Origin of the sequence: Sphaerotilus sulfidivorans (genome assembly GCF_013426975.1) — a bacterium.
In the GTDB taxonomy this organism is placed as follows: Bacteria; Pseudomonadota; Gammaproteobacteria; order Burkholderiales; family Burkholderiaceae_C; genus Sphaerotilus; species Sphaerotilus sulfidivorans.
Map to the genome: position 1 here is coordinate 16,970 of NZ_JACCPY010000016.1, position 16,088 is coordinate 33,057.

Here is a 16,088-nt window from a genome sequence, read left to right on the forward strand (position 1 = left end):
GAAAAATGCTGATGACCTCCCGTTCATTTCCTTCGACTGCTGCTGCGCCCATGCAGGCGGCGCGGCGCGTGCTTCGCATCGGCTTGCTGTGGCATTCGCTGTCTTCCGACAACCTCGGCGTCGGTGCCCTGACCGAGTCCCAGCTGGCCCTGTGCCGGGAGGCTGCCGAGCTGGCGGGCGTCGATCTGGAGTTCGTGCTGTTCGGCACGTCCGGCGGTCAGTCCTATGGTCCGCAGGGCGTGAAGCTGGAGCAGGGATCGGCCGTCTCGGTGCGGCAGATGCCCGGTGGCCGCTCGGCCTACGAGCGCGAGGTGGCGGCATGCGATGCGGTGCTCGACATCGGCGAGGGGGACAGCTTCACCGACATCTACGGCCTGAGGCGCTTTGCCTTCATGCTGGCCAGCAAGCAGATGGTGCTGCGTCAGGGCGTGCCGCTGGTGCTGAGTCCGCAGACCATCGGGCCCTTCGAGTCCCGTCCGGTGCGCTGGCTGGCCCGGCGCGCGATGCGCCGCTGTGCCCGCGTCTTCGCGCGTGACGAGCTGTCGATGTCGTATCTCGAGTCGCAGGGCCTGGGTGCAGCGGCGACCGAGGTGGTCGATGTGGCTTTTCGTCTGCCTTTTGTGCGGCCGGCGCGCGACAGCGAAGACGCAATGATCGACATCGGCATCAATGTGTCGGGGCTGCTCCATTCCGGCGGCTACGAGGGAGCGAACCAGTTCGGTCTGCGCGTGGACTATCCGCAGCTGGTGCGCCGCCTGATCGCGCACTTCACCGCGGTCGACCGGCATCGCGTCTGGCTGATCTCGCATGTGGTGCCCGACCATCTGCCGCGTGATGATGACCGGGTCGCGGTGCGCGAGCTGCTGCAGGCGTTTCCCCGTGCGCACGCCGCACCGCAGTTCGGCAGCCCGAGCGAAGCCAAGTCCTTCATCTCGGGCATGGACTTCATGACGGGCGCACGCATGCATGCCTGCATCGCGGCCATCTCCTCCGGGGTGGCGGTGGTGCCGCTGGCCTACAGCCGCAAGTTCAATGGCCTGTTCGCGACGCTCGGCTATCCCTGGCTGGCCGACGGCAAGGCGCAGGACACCGATCAGGCCCTGCAGACCATTCTCGACGGTTTCGAGCGGCGCGAGCAGTTGGCCGCTGATGCCCGGCGCAGCAATGCGCTGGCCCAGGCGCGGCTGGATGTCTACCGCGACTATCTGGCCGACCTGTTCCGGCAGTGCCAGCGAGCCTGAGCGGCCGATGCAGCCTGTGTTTCACCCGCACGCCGAAGAACTTCCGATGAAGGAGACCGCCCTGTGCTGATGAACTCCGCGACCTTGCGACGTGCAGCCAGCATTTCGGCATTGACCTCGGTACTTCTGTGGATCGTGCTGCTGCTGGGCATCTTCATCGTCGGCGCGCTGACCGCGCTGGTGCCCGATCTGATGGTGCGCCTTGCTCCCCTCATCGTCATCCCTGTGTTCGTCGTGGTGGCGGCCTTCCGTTCCAACCGCAGCGACCTCGGTCCCAGGTTCATGCGGAGCTGGGCCATGCTGCTGGCCTGCATGCTGTCGCTGTGGCCGACCTACCTGAGCTTGAAGATCGGCAGTGCTCCTTCGCTGGATGGCCGCAAGCTGATGATGCTGGCCGCGCTGGTCATCTTCGTCTATCTGGTGGTCAACCGCCCCGTCATCCGGCAGGCCCTGTTCTTCCATCGCGATTCCGGCACTCATCTGGTCGGCTTCATCATCCTGGCCTACATCGCGCTGCGCTATGTCTCGCTGCATGGCGCGTCGTTTCCCGTCCACGCGTTCATCGTGTTGAGCTGGGATCTTGTCTACTACTATTTCCTGTATTACTTCGCGATCGCCTGCCTGCGCCATCCGGACTGCCCGGCCGCACTGCAGCGTGCATTCTTCTGGGCCACGCTGCTCATGGCGATTCTTGTCCTGCTGGAGAAGGTCCAGGGGATCAACTATCTGGCCCTGTACGCGCCCACTGGCGGCGATGTTGGCGCCATGCAGGCGCTCAGTCGTCTCCGGGATGGCGTGCTTCGTGCCCAGGGCACTTTCGAGCATCCGATCACGCTGGCCGAATATGCCTCGATGGTCTCGGGATTCAGCCTGGCCGCCCTGCTGTGGGCTCGGCGAATGACGGGACGTCTGTTCGCGCTGCTGGTGCTGATGACCTCGCTGGCGGTCAATCTGGCCAGCGCTTCCCGCTCCGGTCTGGTGTGCGCCGGTGCCGCGATGCTGCTGGTGTTCGTGCTCTGGATGTACAGGGCCCGCAAGGTGCAGAGTCTGGCCGGCCTGTTCGGCCGCCAGGTTCTCGTGATCGGCACGCTGGTCGGGGCGGTGGTGCTGGCCGCACCGGTGATCTGGCTGCTGACCCAGGGGCGCTCGACCAACGAGAAGCTGAGTTCGCTGGCCCGCTCTGAAATGCTCGATCGTGGCGTTCCCAGCGTCATCGACAACCCGTTCATCGGCACCGGGTTCGGCACGGCCGGTCAGATCGCCGGGCACGTCGGCAATGGAGGCATCCTGACGCTGGACAATCACTACCTCGGCATCGCGATCGAGTCCGGTGTGCCGGCGGTGCTGCTGTTCACGCTGTCCTTGCTGATTCCCCTGCTGCGGGCGGTGCAGGCGGTGCTGTCCCGCCCCAGTCCGCATGCCGCTTTCCTGGCCGGTGCGGCGGGGGCCCTGGCCGTGCTGCTCATCATTCGCGGCACGATGTGGCTGTCGACCAATCTGGCGATCGGCTATCTGCTGGCCGGGCTGGTGATGGTCTTCTCCCGGCCGGTCCAGTCCTGGGCGGCCGAAGCGGTCTCGACCGGCAAGGACCGCACTGCGCCGGGCACACATCAGGCCTCTTCCCGGGGGATGCTCCGTGCATGACTATGTCGTCCTGCTGAACTGGAACGGCTGGCGCGATACCTGCGAATGCCTGGCCAGCCTGATGAGGCTGAACGGGCCGGCTCCGCGTGTCATCGTCTGCGACAACGCCTCCTCGGACGGCTCGCTCGACAGGATCCGCGCCTGGGCACGCGGCGAGGCGGAAGTGGATCTGCCCGGGTGGTGGCCGGCTCCCGAACAGGCTGGTGCAGGCCGACTGTCTGCACGAAGGCCGGTCATGGCCGAGGTTCGTCGTGCCGCTGCCCATGGCGAATCGCCCGGAGGTGCATGGGAGGTGCAGGGCCCGGACGACGCCGACCTGTTCCTGATCCCGACAGGCGCGAACCTGGGCTTTGCCGGCGGATGCAATGTCGGCCTGCGCTTCATCCTGCAGCGCGGTGACGCGCGTCATGTGTGGCTGCTGAACAATGACACGGTCGTGCATCCCGATGCGCTGGTCCAGCTGGTGCAGGAGGCCGGTCGGCGCCCGCAGGCCGGCATGATCGGCTCGGTCCTGCGCTATTACCACCGGCCGGACATCGTGCAGGCCCAGGGGGGCGGCCGCTTCGATCTGGCCCGCACCGCAACGATGCATGTCGGCGAAGGCGAGCGCTTCGAGCCGATCTCCGAGACCCGACAGGCTGACATCGAGCGGCAGCTGGCCTACATCACCGGCGCCTCGATGCTGCTGACGCCTGCCTTCCTGGCGCAGGTCGGGCTGATGCAGGAAGACTATTTCCTGTATTACGAGGAGATCGACTGGGCCGAGCGTGCCCGGCGCAGTCGGCCCGCCTTCGGTCTGGCGCTGGCTGCCGGCAGTCTGGTCTTCCACAAGGAAGGGGCCTCGGCGGGGACCAACACGCCCTCGGTCTTCTCCGCCAGGCTGCTGGCGCGCAACCGGCTGCGCTTCATCCGGCGCTTCTATCCGGAGCATCTGGCATCCGCTCGCCGGCATGTGCTGCGTGATGCGGTGGTGGCTCTGCTCAAGCGCCGCCCTGAGGTCGCCCGCACGCTGATGCGCGAGGCGCTCGGACCGGTTCGTCTGCCTGAGGCCGGTCCGGCGGCGCAGGCCGCGCGCGCATGAATCTGCACCGTCGCGCGGTCTTCTTCTTCTCCTTCTTCTTTCCCGACTCGGTCACGCTGCCGTGAACATCCTGCTGATTGCCAGGACCTGTCCTGTGCCCGCCAACGATGGCGAAAAACTGCGAGTCTTCCATCTGCTGAAGGTGATGGCCCGTTCGCACCGGGTCACGCTGGTCTGCCGCGTGATGCATGCGCAGGAGGCCCGCGCCATCGACTCCCTTCGCGAGCTCGGGGTCGAGGTGGTCGGCGTGTCGGTGCCACCGCCCGCCAGTCATCTGGAGCGGCTGCGGTGGGTCTGGCCCTTTCTCTGGTCGCGGCATCCCATCTCGCTGTGCACCGTGCTGTTCCCGGCCATTCGTGAGGAACTGCGGCGCCTGGTGGCCTCGCGGCATTTCGACGTGGTCCAGGTGGAGCATTCCTCGCTGGCGGTCTATCTGGATGATCTGGCGCTGCCATCCACGACCGCGCGGGTGGTCACGATGCACAACATCGACTACATCCGCAACGAGCGGGTGATCCAGAACTCGCCCTGGGGCCTGCGCCGGATCTATCACCAGCTCAACCAGATGCGTTTCAGGCGATGGGAACTCGATGCGGTGCGCCGCTTCGATCGCGCGATGATGATGTCCGATGTCGATGCGGACATCCTGCGCCGCGATGTGCCCGACATCCCGATCGATGTGGTGCCCAACGGTGTGGACTGCGCGGCGCTGCAGCACCGTCTGCCCGTCGGGCCGGGGCCGCATGGCGAGCGTGCGCTGGTCTTCGTCGCCTCGATGGACTCCGAGGCCAACCAGGATGGCGCCCTGTACTTTCTCGACCAGGTGCTGCCGCTGATCCGGGCTCGCCGGCAGGGTGTGACGGTCTGGCTGGTCGGGCGCCAGCCGCCGGAGATGCTGCGTGCCCGTCATGACGGGCGGGAGGTCTTCGTGACCGGACAGGTCGATTCCGTCGAGCCCTATTACCGCCAGGCCGAGGTCGCCATCGTGCCCTTGCGCTCCGGGGGCGGCACACGGCTCAAGATCCTCGAGGCGATGGCGCTGGGCGTGCCGGTCGTGTCCACCACGGTGGGTGCCGAAGGCATCGAGCTCGAGACGGGCCGGCATGCGCTGCTGGCCGACTCGCCCGAGGCGTTCGCCGCGGCGATCGAGCGCCTCCTGGGCGACGCCGATCTGCAGCACGGCATCAGCCTGGCCGCCCGGCAGCAGGCCCAGGAGCGCTACGACTGGGCGGGCATCGGCCGCATCCAGGACGAGGTGCACCGGCTGGCCCTCGCCTCGCGCGCCGCAGACACGACCAGGATCTCGAGAACACAGTGATGGACCCCAAGCCTTTCCCGTCTGGCCGGCTGCCCAGGATTTCCCTGGTGACCGTCAGCTACAACGCGGCCGACTACATCGATGCGACCCTGAGCTCGGTGCTGTCGCAGCGCTATCCCGATCTTGAATACATCCTGCTGGATGGTGGATCCCGCGACGGCACGATGGACATCGTGGCGCGCCATCGCGCCGGTCTGTCCCATGTGTCCAGCGAGCCCGATGGGGGGCAGTATCACGCCATCCAGCGCGGGCTCGACATGGCCACCGGCGAGGTCTGCGCCTGGCTGAATGCGGATGACATCTATCTGCCCTGGACCCTGTCGGTGGTCGGCGAGATCTTTGCGACCTTTCCCGAGGTGGACTGGATCATCGGCTCCCCGGCCTATCTGAACCGCCTCGGGCAATGCACCCGTGTTTCCGGCGTGACGGCACCGGCCTATCCCCGGCGCGAGATCGCTGCGGGCTGGTACCGGGAGTCGATGTCCGGTTTCCTGCAGCAGGAGAGCATGTTCTGGCGCCGCAGCCTCTGGCAGCGCGTCGGCGGCATGGACCTGTCGCTGAAGTACGCGGCCGACTTCGACCTGTGGCGACGCTTTGCCGAGCACGCCGATCTGGTTTCGGTGGCCGTGCCGCTGGCTGCCTTCCGTCAGCGCCCGGGCGAGCAGCGTTCGTCGGCGGGTCGTGATCACTATGACGCCGAGGTGGCCCGGGTGATTGCGGGCCAGCCGGCTCCGGCCCTGCCCTGGCGGCTGATGGGGGAGGCGGGAGAGGCTCCCCGCCATCTGATGCGCATGCTGCGCTGGGGGCGCGCGCCGGTGATCGCCTACTCTCAGGCGCAGCAGGCCTGGTGCAAGAGGGTCTGCCGCCGCCCGGTGGCGCGCACCAGCCTGGCGGATGTGCTGCTGGAGCGGACCTTGCGGCGTGCGGGCTGAAAATGAATCAGGCCCTGCGCCCGGGAGGGGCAGCAGGGCCTGGTCGATCCGGATCGCTCGGGGCGATCCGAAGCCTTCAGCTCAGAACAGGCTCTCGCGCAGATAGATCACGTCGCCGTTCTGCAGCGGGTCGTTCATGCCTGGCTGCAGGATCTGGACCTTGCCGTCGGCGCCGCGGCGGTGCAGGCGCAGGCCCTTCTCGGTGCCGCGCTGGGTCAGGCCGCCGCCGGAGGCCAGGCCCTGCAGCACCGTCATGTCGCGCTCCAGGCGCATCGCGCCGGGGCGCTGCACTTCGCCGTAGATGTAGACCATCGGCATGCGCTCGACATACACCGTGTCGCCGTTGGCGATGACCGGATCGTTGACGCCGCCGGACTGCGCGAACAGCAGCGGCACGTCGATGACGACGCGCAGCGGCTTGCGGTCGCGCATGCCGCTCAGCACCACCTGGTCGCTGCCGCCCTGGGCGATGCCGCCGGCGGTGGCCAGCAGCTCGCTCAGGCGCATGCCGGTCTGCTCGATCGGGTAGCGGCCCGGACGGTTGACCATGCCCAGCACTGAAGCCTGGTTGCCCCGCACCTGCGTCACCAGGATGCTGACCTGCGGCTGGCGGACGAAGTTGCCGTTCTTCAGTCCGTCGGCGATGACCTTCTCGGCCTGAGGCACCGACAGGCCGCCCAGACGGACCTGGCCGAGCAGCGGGTAGCTGATCGCGCCGCTCTCGGTGATGCGCGTCTCCAGGGTCAGGTCCTGGTTCTGGTAGACGCTCACCCGCACCACGTCGCCGGGGCCGAGCACATAGTCGCGCTGGGCCTCGGAGAGCTGGGCATGGGCCAGCACCGGTGCCAGCAGCATCAGCACGGACAGGAACAGCCGCTGCAGCAGCTGCGCCAGGAGGTCGGTCGGGAGTCGGTGTGTCATCGGCATGTGGCGTGCATCGAAGGGTTTACTTCAGCCCGAGGCCCTTCTGGAGCGTGGCGGCATCGAGCGCATCCGAGGCCGGCGCGGTCGGAGCCACCGTCGGGGTGACTTCCGCCGCGGCACTGGCGGCCTCGGCCGGCACCGGCGCCGCATTGGCGAAGGTACCGACATACTCGATCTTGGCAGATTCGCGCAGCTTCTTGATGCTGTCGCTGACCAGCTTGCGCTTGCGGTCGGTCAGCAGGAACTGCTCGATGGCCTTCTTGGCGGCTTCTTCGGTCACCGGGGCCGGCTTGGCGCCGGCGACGAAGACGGCGCTCAGCCCGGCCGGGCCGGCCTTGACCAGCCACTGGCCTTCGCCGATCTTGGCCAGCTCGGCCAGCGCGCCCATCGGGATGTTCTCGGGCGCCTGCGTCACCGCGCGGGCACCGAAGCGGATGCCGGCGTTCTTCAGCGCCGAGGCCAGTTCCTCGCCATTGCGCAGGCCCGGGATCTTCGACTGCAGCGCGGCCTTCTGCTCGGCATTGGCCTCGATGTTGAACTCCTGCAGCGCATAGATGCGGCGCTTGGAGAACAGCTCGGGCTTGCTGTCGTAGTAGGCCTTGACTTCCTCGGGCGTCGGTGCGGAGACGCTCTCGGCGATCTTGTCGGCATAGGCGCGGGCGATGATGTCGCGCTTGGCCGCCTCGATGGCGGAGACGACCCGCGGATCGCGGTCGAGCTTCTGCTCGGTAGCCTGCTGGATGGCCAGCTCCTGGTCGACCAGGCCGTCGAGCACCCGGCGGCTCACCGCCTGGACCTGCTCGGGCTTGAGGCCGGGCTGGCGCTGCAGCACCTGGTTGACCTGATGCACCGAGATTTCGCCGGAGTTCACCTTGGCGGCCACCTGGGTGGCCGGCTTCTTGTCGCCGTCACCCCCACCGCAGGCGGCCAGCAGCGCGGCGCAGGCGAGAACGGTCGGGACGAGGACAAGGCGGCTCAGACGGGTGGGGCGGGTGGACAGGGCCGATGTCATGACTTGCATACTCCTGGCGCGAGCGCTGTGTGCGGCGGTGTTCATGGCCGGCTGCGCTCGCAATGAAAGAGGTGATAAACGGAACAAACCGGCGGCAGTTTATCCGGCACCTGTCCGGGCGGCTTCCCCGGATTGCAGGGGCGGTTTTCATTCCGGGAAGCCACGTTAAGTCTGCACGAAGGCCTGTGCGGTGCGGGGTTCAGGTCGTGAGCCAGTGCGCAGAAGATGGGCTGTTCTTGACCGGTGCAGGCGCAAGGTTCGGCCGAACGTCAGCCTGAAACAGCAGAAGTCGCAAGGTCATTCCCGCCGAACGCCGGTCTTCCTGAACTGCGCAATTGCATTGTTTCGTGTTCGGGTGTGGTGTCTGGCCGCTGTCCAGTGGGAATTTCATCTTTTCGGGTGATGCGGCTCCAGTTCAGGGGGGGGCCGTCGATATCGGGCGCAGAGAAGGCCGTTGCTTCATTGCCGCTGCGGCCGCCGACCGATCAGTACACCACCGGACCCGACCCCATGGCTTCGATCTTCACCACGCTCTCCCCCGCAGAAGTTGCCGAGCTGCCGCCGGAGGAGCTGGCGGCCCTGACCACCGAGGACTGGGCCGGCATCAGCTCCGCGCAGGTGGCGGTGCTGTCGGCCGAGCAGATCGCCGCGATCGAGAGCCTGGGGCTGGCGGCCATTTCCACCAGCGCGCTGCGTGGCTTCGATGCCGAGGCGATCACCGCGCTGAGCACGACCCAGGTCGCGGCGCTGACCACCGGCCAGGTGGTGTCGCTCACCGTGGCGCAGATCGGCGGCCTGGCCTCCGAGGATGTGTCGGTCTGGTCGACCCTGCAGACCTCGGCGTTGACGACCACGCAGATCGCCTCGCTCGGCTCCGAGCAGCTCGCCGGGTTGTCCGCGGCGGACATCACCGCCTTCGGCAGCACGCAGATCGGTGCGTTCACCACCGCGCAGGCACCGCTGCTCGATGCAGCGCAGATCGGCGCGATCGAGACGCGTGACCTGGTCGCGCTGAGCACCACCACGCTGCGCGCCTTCTCGGCCGAGCAGATCGCGCTGCTGTCGACCGCGCAGGTGGCCGCCCTGGCCAGCACCCAGGTGGCCGCGCTCGGCACGAACCAGATCGCCGGGCTGACCACCCGCCAGATCGGTGCGCTGGAGACCGCCGACATCGTCGCGCTGTCGAGCGCGCAGTTCGCCGCGCTGACGACCGAGCAGGTGGCCGCGCTGGGCACCAGCCAGATCGGTGCGATCGAGACGCGCGATCTGGTCGGTCTGGGCACCACCGGCCTGGGCGCGCTGACCAGCAGCCAGATCGTCGCGCTGAGCACCGCGCAGGTGGTGGCCCTCGGCACGGCGCAGATCGGAGCGCTGAGCACCGCACAGATCGTCGCGCTCGAGTCGACCGATTTCGCCGCGCTGAACACCGCGCAGATCATCGCGCTCAGCTCCGAGCAGATCGCTGCGATGGCGGTGGCCGACATCCAGGCGCTGTCGACCACGCAGGTCGCTGCGCTGCGGCCCTGGCAGATTCCTGCGCTCACCGCCGCGCAGGTCGCCGCGCTGGGCACGAATGATCTGGCGGTGCTGGGCACCACCCAGATCGCCGCGCTGACCAGCACGCAGGTGCTGGCGCTGGGCACGACCGGCATTGCCGCGCTGTCGCCGGCGCAGGTCCAGGCGCTGGGCGCCGAGAATGCCGCCGCGCTGAGCACGCTGCAGATCGCTGCGCTGACCACGCTGCAGATGCCTTCGCTGTCGCTGGCCCAGGTGGCCGCGCTGACGACCACCCAGATCGGCGCGCTGCAGACCGCGGACCTGGTGGCGATGAGCACCGCGCAGATCGCCGCGCTGGGCACCCATCAGGTGGCCGCGCTGAAGACCGGCCAGATCCTGGCGCTGGAAACCACGGATGTGGTGGCCCTGAGCAGCGCGCAGATGGCGGTGCTGTCGACCGCCCAGATCGTGGCGATGTCGACCGCGCAGATCGCCGCGATCGAGAGCCGCGACATCGGCGCGCTGTCGACTTCCGCGGTGCGTATGCTGTCGACCGGCCAGGTGGCCGCGCTGACCAGCATCCAGGTGGCCGCGCTGGCCACCGAGCAGATCGCTGCGCTGACCACGGCCCAGGTGGCCGCGATCGACACCGCCGACCTGCGTGCGATGAGCACTGTGCAGATCGAGGCGCTCTCCAGCACCCAGGTCGGCGCACTGCGCAGCACCCAGATCGCGGCGCTGAGCACCCGCCAGCTCGGCGCGCTCGACACCTCCGACATGGTGGCGCTGGGCAGCACCCAGATCCAGGCGCTGTCGACCGCGCAGATCGCCGCGCTGTCGGTGGCCCAGATCGCGGCCATCGAGACCCGTGACCTGGCGGCGCTGGGCACCGCCGGCGTGCGGGCGCTGAACACCGCCCAGGTGGCCGCGCTGACCACCGCGCAGGCGCTGGCGCTGGGCACGCTGCAGATCCAGGCGCTGTCGACCACGCAGGTCGCCGCGCTCGAGTCGACCGATCTGGTCGCGATGAACACCGCGCAGATCTCCGCCTTCTCCACCGCGCAGGTGGTCGCGCTGGGCTCGCGGCTGATCAGCGCGCTGGAGACGGCCGACATCGCCGCCTTCTCCAGCCTGCAGATCGGTGCGCTGACCACCGCGCAGGTCGCTGCGCTGGGCAATGCGCAGGTGCTGGCGATCGAGTCGCGCGACTTCGCCGCGCTGACGACCGCACAGCTGCGCGCGCTGTCCACCGCGCAGCTGCAGGCCTTCTCCAGCGCGCAGGTCGCGGCCCTCAACACCGTCCAGCTCACCGCGCTGACCACCGGCCAGATCCAGGCGCTCGAGAGCGCCGACATCATCGCGCTCAGCTCGACCCAGATCGCTGCGCTGACGACCGCGCAGATTGCCGCGCTGACCACCGGACAGCTGGCGGCGCTGCAGACCGTCGACATCGCTGCGCTGGGCAGTGCGCAGATCAATGCGCTGAGCACCACGCAGTTCGCCGCGCTGAGCACCGCGCAGGTGCTGGCGATCGAGTCGCGTGATCTGGTCGCCCTGGGTACCGCCGCGCTGCGCAGCCTGTCGACCCAGCAGATCGTGGCGCTGAACACCCAGCAGACTGCCGCACTGGGCAGCACGCAGGTCGCTGCGCTGACCACCACGCAGGTCGCCGCGCTGGAGACCACCGATCTGGCCGCCTTCTCGAGCCTGCAGGTGGCGGCGCTGACGACCGCGCAGGTGGCCGCGCTCAACAGCCGCCAGGTCGCTGCGATCGAGACCGCCGACATCGCCGCGCTCAGCAGCGCCCAGCTCAATGCGCTGGGCACGGTGCAGCTGGCCGCGCTGACCTCGCTGCAGGTGGGTGCGCTGGAGACGCGTGACATCGCCGCGCTGAAAACCGCCTCGCTGCAGGCGCTGACGACCGCGCAGATCCTGGCGCTGAACACCGCGCAGGTGGCCGCGCTGACCACCGGCCAGATGGCCGCGCTGAGCAGCAGCCAGCTGCGCACGCTGGAGACGACGGACATCCGCGCACTGAGTACGGGTCAGATCGCCGCGCTGACCACCGCGCAGGTGGCTGCGCTGACCACCCGCCAGATCGGTGCGCTGGAGACCGCCGACATCGTCGCGCTGTCGAGCAGCCAGTTCGCCGCGCTGGGCACCGCCCAGCTGGTGACGCTGAATTCGGTGCAGATCGCCGCGATCGAGACCCGCGACCTGGTCGCGCTGTCGACCGACGCGCTGCGTTCGCTGCTGACCACCCAGATCGCCGCGCTCGGATCGGCGCAGGCGGCCGCGCTGACCAGCACCCAGGTCGCGGCGCTGACCACCCGCCAGATCGCCGCGATCGAGACCGCCGACCTGGTGGCGATGAGCAGTGCCCAGATCGCCGCGATGAACACCGCCCAGCTGGTCGCGCTGACCACTGTGCAGGTCGGTGCGCTGCAGACCGTCGATCTGGCCGGTCTGTCGAGCACCCAGCTCGGCGCGCTGAGCACTGCCCAGCTGAGCGTGCTGTCGGCTGCCCAGATCCAGGCGCTGGAGACGCGTGATCTGGGCGCGCTGAGCAGCACCCAGCTGCGCGCGCTGTCGACCAGCCAGATCGTCGCCTTCGGAAGCGCGCAGATCGCGGCGCTGAACACCGCGCAGATCGCCGCGCTGACCACCCGCCAGATCGCCGCGCTGGAAAGCGCCGACGTGATCGGCCTGAGCTCGACCCAGGTGGCCGCGCTGACCACCAGTCAGGTGGCCGCACTGAGCACCACGCAGGTCGCGGTGCTGCAGAGCGTCGACATCGCCGCGATGTCGAGCGCGCAGCTCGCGGCGCTGAACACCACCCAGATCGCCGCGCTGACCACCAGCCAGGTGGCCGCGATCGAGAGCCGTGACCTGGCCGCGCTGAGCACCGGCTTCGTGCGCACGCTGACGAGCGCGCAGATCGTCGCGCTCAGCTCGGTGCAGGTGGCGGCATTGACTTCTGCCCAGGTGGCCGGGCTGTCGACGGTCCAGGTCGCTGCGCTGGAAACCGCGGATCTGGTGGCGCTGACCACGTCGCAGGTCGGCGCGCTGACCAGCAGCCAGGTCGCCGCGCTGACCACCCGCCAGATCGTCGCGCTCCAGGCCGAGGACATCTCGGCGCTGGGCACGCATCAGATCGGCGCGCTGGGCTCTCACCAGCTCGCGGCGCTGACCACCAGCCAGATCCAGGCGCTGGAAACCCGCGACATGGTCGCGCTCAGCTCCCGCGTGATCGGGGCGCTGAGCACCGCGCAGGTGGTGGCGCTGACCTCCGCCCAGGTGGCCGCGCTCAACAGCGTGCAGGTCGCCGCGATGACCAGCCTGCAGGTGGCGGCGCTGGAGACCGTCGATCTGGTGGCGCTGGGCACCACCCAGATCGCCGCGCTGACCAGCACCCAGGTCGCGGCGCTGACCACCCGCCAGATCGTCGCGCTGGAAACCGCCGACATCGCCGCGATGACCAGCGTGCAGTTCGGTGCGATGAGCACGCTCCAGCTGGCCGCGCTCAACACCGTGCAGCTGCAGGCGCTGGAGACGCGTGACCTGGCCGCCCTGGGCACGGGTGCGGTGCGGGCCTTCACCACGCTGCAGATCGGTGCGCTGACCACGCTGCAGGCGGGCGCGCTGACCACTGCTCAGCTCAACGCGCTGAGCACCGCGCAGATGGCGGCGCTGAACACCGCCGACATCGCCGCGCTGTCGTCCAACCAGATCGCCGCGCTCTCGACGGTGCAGATCAGTGCGCTGACCACCCGCCAGATCGCCGCGCTGGAGACCCGCGACATCGCCGCGCTGACCAGCGAGCAGGTCGCGGTGCTGCGTACCCACCAGATCGCCGCGCTGACCGGCGCGCAGGTGGCGGCGCTGGAGACGCGCGACATCGCCGCGCTGTCGACCGCGGCGGTGCGGGCCTTCTCCACCAGCCAGATCGTTGCGCTGGGCACCGCCCAGATCGGCCAGCTCACCAGCACCCAGGTCGCGGCGCTGAGCACCAGCCAGATCCGCGCGCTCGAGACCACCGACATCGCCGCGCTCGGCAATGCCGGCCTGCTGCCCGCACTCTCGAGCAGCCAGATCGCTGCGCTGGAGACCCGTGATCTGACCGCACTCAACACGAACGCGCTGCGCACGCTGACCAGTGCCCAGATCGTCGCGCTCAGCTCCACGCATCTGGCGGCGCTGGGCAGCAGCCAGGTGGCCGCGCTGACAACCGCGCAGGTCGCCGCGCTGGAGACGGCTGACATCGTCGCCTTCAACACGCTGCAGGTGTCCGCGCTGACGACCGCGCAGATGGCAGTGCTCAACACCCGCCAGGTGGCCGCACTGCAGACCGATGACATCGTTGCGCTCTCGAGCGCCCAGGTCGCCGCGCTGGACACCGCGCAGATCGCTGCGCTGACCAGCACGCAGATGGCAGCGCTCGAGGCGCGCGACATCGTCGCGCTGGGCACGGATGGCGCGGCGGCGCTGTCCACCCTGCAGGTGCTGGCGCTGTCGACCGCACAGGTCGCTGCGCTGAGCTCGGCCCAGCTGGCCGCCTTCGGCACCCGCCAGATCGCGGCGCTGGAGACGGGTGACATCGTCGCGCTGAACACCGCGCAGATCGCCGCGCTGAATGCCGAACAGATCGCCGCGCTGACCAGCCGCCAGTTCGCCGCACTCGAGACGACCGACATCGTCGCGCTCTCCAGCAGCCAGGTGGCCGCGCTGAGCGGCGCACAGATCGCCGCGCTGAACACGCTGCAGTTCGCGGCGCTGGAAACCCGTGACCTGGTGGCGCTGTCGACGACCGCGGTGCGGGCGCTGACCACCGCCCAGATCGTCGGCCTGACGGTCTTCCAGGCCGCAGCGCTGACCACCGACCAGATCCAGGCGCTGACCACCACCCAGATCACGGCCTTTCAGACCGGAGATCTGGCCGCGCTCGGAACGCATCAAGTGGCGGCATTGACGACGGTCCAGGTGGCTGCGTTGCGCACCAGTCAGCTGGCGGTGATCGAGACCCGCGACATTGCCGCGCTCGACAGCAGCCAGATCGCCGCGCTGGGCAGCGCACAGGTCGCGGCGCTGAGCACCGCGCAGATCGCCGCGATCGAGACGGCGGACATCGCCGGTCTGGGTTCGGCGTCGCTGCGGGCCCTGTCGACCGCGCAGATCGTGGCGCTGAGCTCGGCGCAGTTCGGCGCGCTGACGACGACCCAGCTCGGGGCGCTGACCACCGTGCAGATCGCCGCGCTCGAGACGGGTGATCTGGCCTCGCTCGGCGCCGACCAGATCGGCGCGCTGGGCACCGCGCAGATCGTGGCGCTGTCGACCCGCCAGATCGCGGCGCTCGGGACCGATGACATCGCGGCGCTGACCGGCACCCAGGCGGCTGCGCTGACCACGACGCAGCTGGCCGCCTTCAGCACCCGCCAGATCGCGGCGCTGGAGACGGGCGACCTGGTGGCGATGAGCAGCGCGCAGATCGCCTCGCTGTCGAGCACCCAGTTCGCCGCGCTGACGACCGAGCAGATCCAGGCGCTGCAGACCACCGACATCGTCGCGATGAGCACGCTGCAGGCGGCCGCACTGACGACCGCGCAGATCGTCGCGCTCACCACCGAGCAGGTGGCCGTATTGGAGACGCGCGACATCGCCGCGATGTCGATGACCCAGGCGGCCGCCTTCGAGCAGACCGACATCGACGCGATGAGCGAGGCGCAGCGCGCCGCGCTGGCCGCGCTGTCGCCGATCGTGCTCGATCTGGATGGCGACGGCGTGCGCACGCTGTCGGCCTCGGCGGGCGTGCGCTTCGATCTGCTGGCCAGCGGCCAGGCCCATGCCACCGGCTGGGTCTCCGCCACCGACGGCCTGCTGGTGCGTGACCTCGACGGCAACGGCCGCATCGACGACGGGCGCGAGCTCTTCGGCGTGGCGACCCGGCTCGACGGCGGTCAGATCGCCGGCAACGGCTATGTCGCGATGCAGGCGCTCGACAGCAACGGCGACGGCCGGCTCGATGCGAAGGACGCCGCCTTCGGCGAACTCCGCGTCTGGGTGGATGCGGACTCCGACGGCCTGTCCTCGGCGGCCGAGTTGCATGGCCTGGTCGATCTGGGCATCGTCTCGCTCGACCTGAACGCGCAGCCGGGCACGGCGGTCGATCAGGGCAATCTGCTGGGTCTGGTCTCGGGCTACACCCGCAGCGACGGCAGCGTGCATGCGATGGCCGATGTCTGGTTCGCCCGCGGCGAGGCGGCGCCCGCCCCGGCGCTGGACGAACTGCTGGTCGAGGCGCCGGCCACGCTGCCCGGTGCGTCCGAGGTGGCGGCGGCGGCGCCGCAGGCCAGCGCGGCAGTGGTCGCCGCGGTGATCGCGCCGAATGCCACCCCGGCGCTGGACGAGCTGCTGCGCCAGCAGCCGCTGCTCTGAGGCCCTG

8 protein-coding genes are annotated in these 16,088 nt (G+C 69.2%); 6 read left to right on the forward strand and 2 right to left on the reverse strand.

The genetic code is table 11. From position 1 onward, the window contains the following. Nucleotides 1–5: 5 nt before the first annotated feature. The 5 genes from HZU84_RS11300 to HZU84_RS11320 all read left to right on the forward strand — a co-directional run bounded on the left by HZU84_RS11300 (nt 6) and on the right by HZU84_RS11320 (nt 6,216). Entirely contained in the window at nt 6–1,241 is a 1,236-nt protein-coding gene (locus tag HZU84_RS11300; RefSeq protein WP_219340921.1) for a polysaccharide pyruvyl transferase family protein, read from the forward strand. 69 nt (nt 1,242–1,310) lie between these two features. Then, nucleotides 1,311–2,885 carry an O-antigen ligase family protein gene (locus HZU84_RS11305; RefSeq protein ID WP_244954533.1) on the forward strand — a complete coding sequence of 525 codons (1,575 nt, stop codon included), beginning with the start codon at nt 1,311–1,313 and terminating at the stop codon, nt 2,883–2,885. Beyond that, nucleotides 2,878–3,966 carry a glycosyltransferase family 2 protein gene (locus HZU84_RS11310; RefSeq protein ID WP_149504134.1) on the forward strand — a complete coding sequence of 363 codons (1,089 nt, stop codon included), beginning with the start codon at nt 2,878–2,880 and terminating at the stop codon, nt 3,964–3,966. The genes HZU84_RS11305 and HZU84_RS11310 overlap by 8 nt, the downstream gene beginning before the upstream one ends. A 142-nt stretch (nt 3,967–4,108) precedes the next feature. Next, nucleotides 4,109–5,284, forward strand: coding sequence for a glycosyltransferase family 4 protein (locus HZU84_RS11315; RefSeq protein ID WP_473964401.1), 1,176 nt, complete (start codon nt 4,109–4,111; stop codon nt 5,282–5,284). After that, nucleotides 5,284–6,216, forward strand: coding sequence for a glycosyltransferase family 2 protein (locus HZU84_RS11320; protein WP_149504132.1), 933 nt, complete (start codon nt 5,284–5,286; stop codon nt 6,214–6,216). The genes HZU84_RS11315 and HZU84_RS11320 overlap by 1 nt, the downstream gene beginning before the upstream one ends. A gap of 81 nt (nt 6,217–6,297) precedes the next feature. Here HZU84_RS11320 and epsE read toward each other — a convergent pair whose 3' ends face one another. Then, a complete protein-coding gene (gene epsE / locus HZU84_RS11325) occupies nt 6,298–7,137 on the reverse strand; it encodes a polysaccharide export protein EpsE (protein ID WP_219340922.1) in 840 nt (279 codons plus the stop codon). Between the two features lie 25 nt (nt 7,138–7,162). Beyond that, nucleotides 7,163–8,152 carry an EpsD family peptidyl-prolyl cis-trans isomerase gene (locus HZU84_RS11330; protein ID WP_149504131.1) on the reverse strand — a complete coding sequence of 330 codons (990 nt, stop codon included), beginning with the start codon at nt 8,150–8,152 and terminating at the stop codon, nt 7,163–7,165. 510 nt (nt 8,153–8,662) lie between these two features. On the opposite strand from HZU84_RS11330, the gene HZU84_RS11335 reads away from it, so the two are divergent. After that, on the forward strand, nt 8,663–16,081 hold the full coding sequence (locus HZU84_RS11335) for a beta strand repeat-containing protein (RefSeq protein ID WP_149504130.1): 7,419 nt from the start codon (nt 8,663–8,665) through the stop codon (nt 16,079–16,081). Nucleotides 16,082–16,088 lie beyond the last annotated feature (7 nt).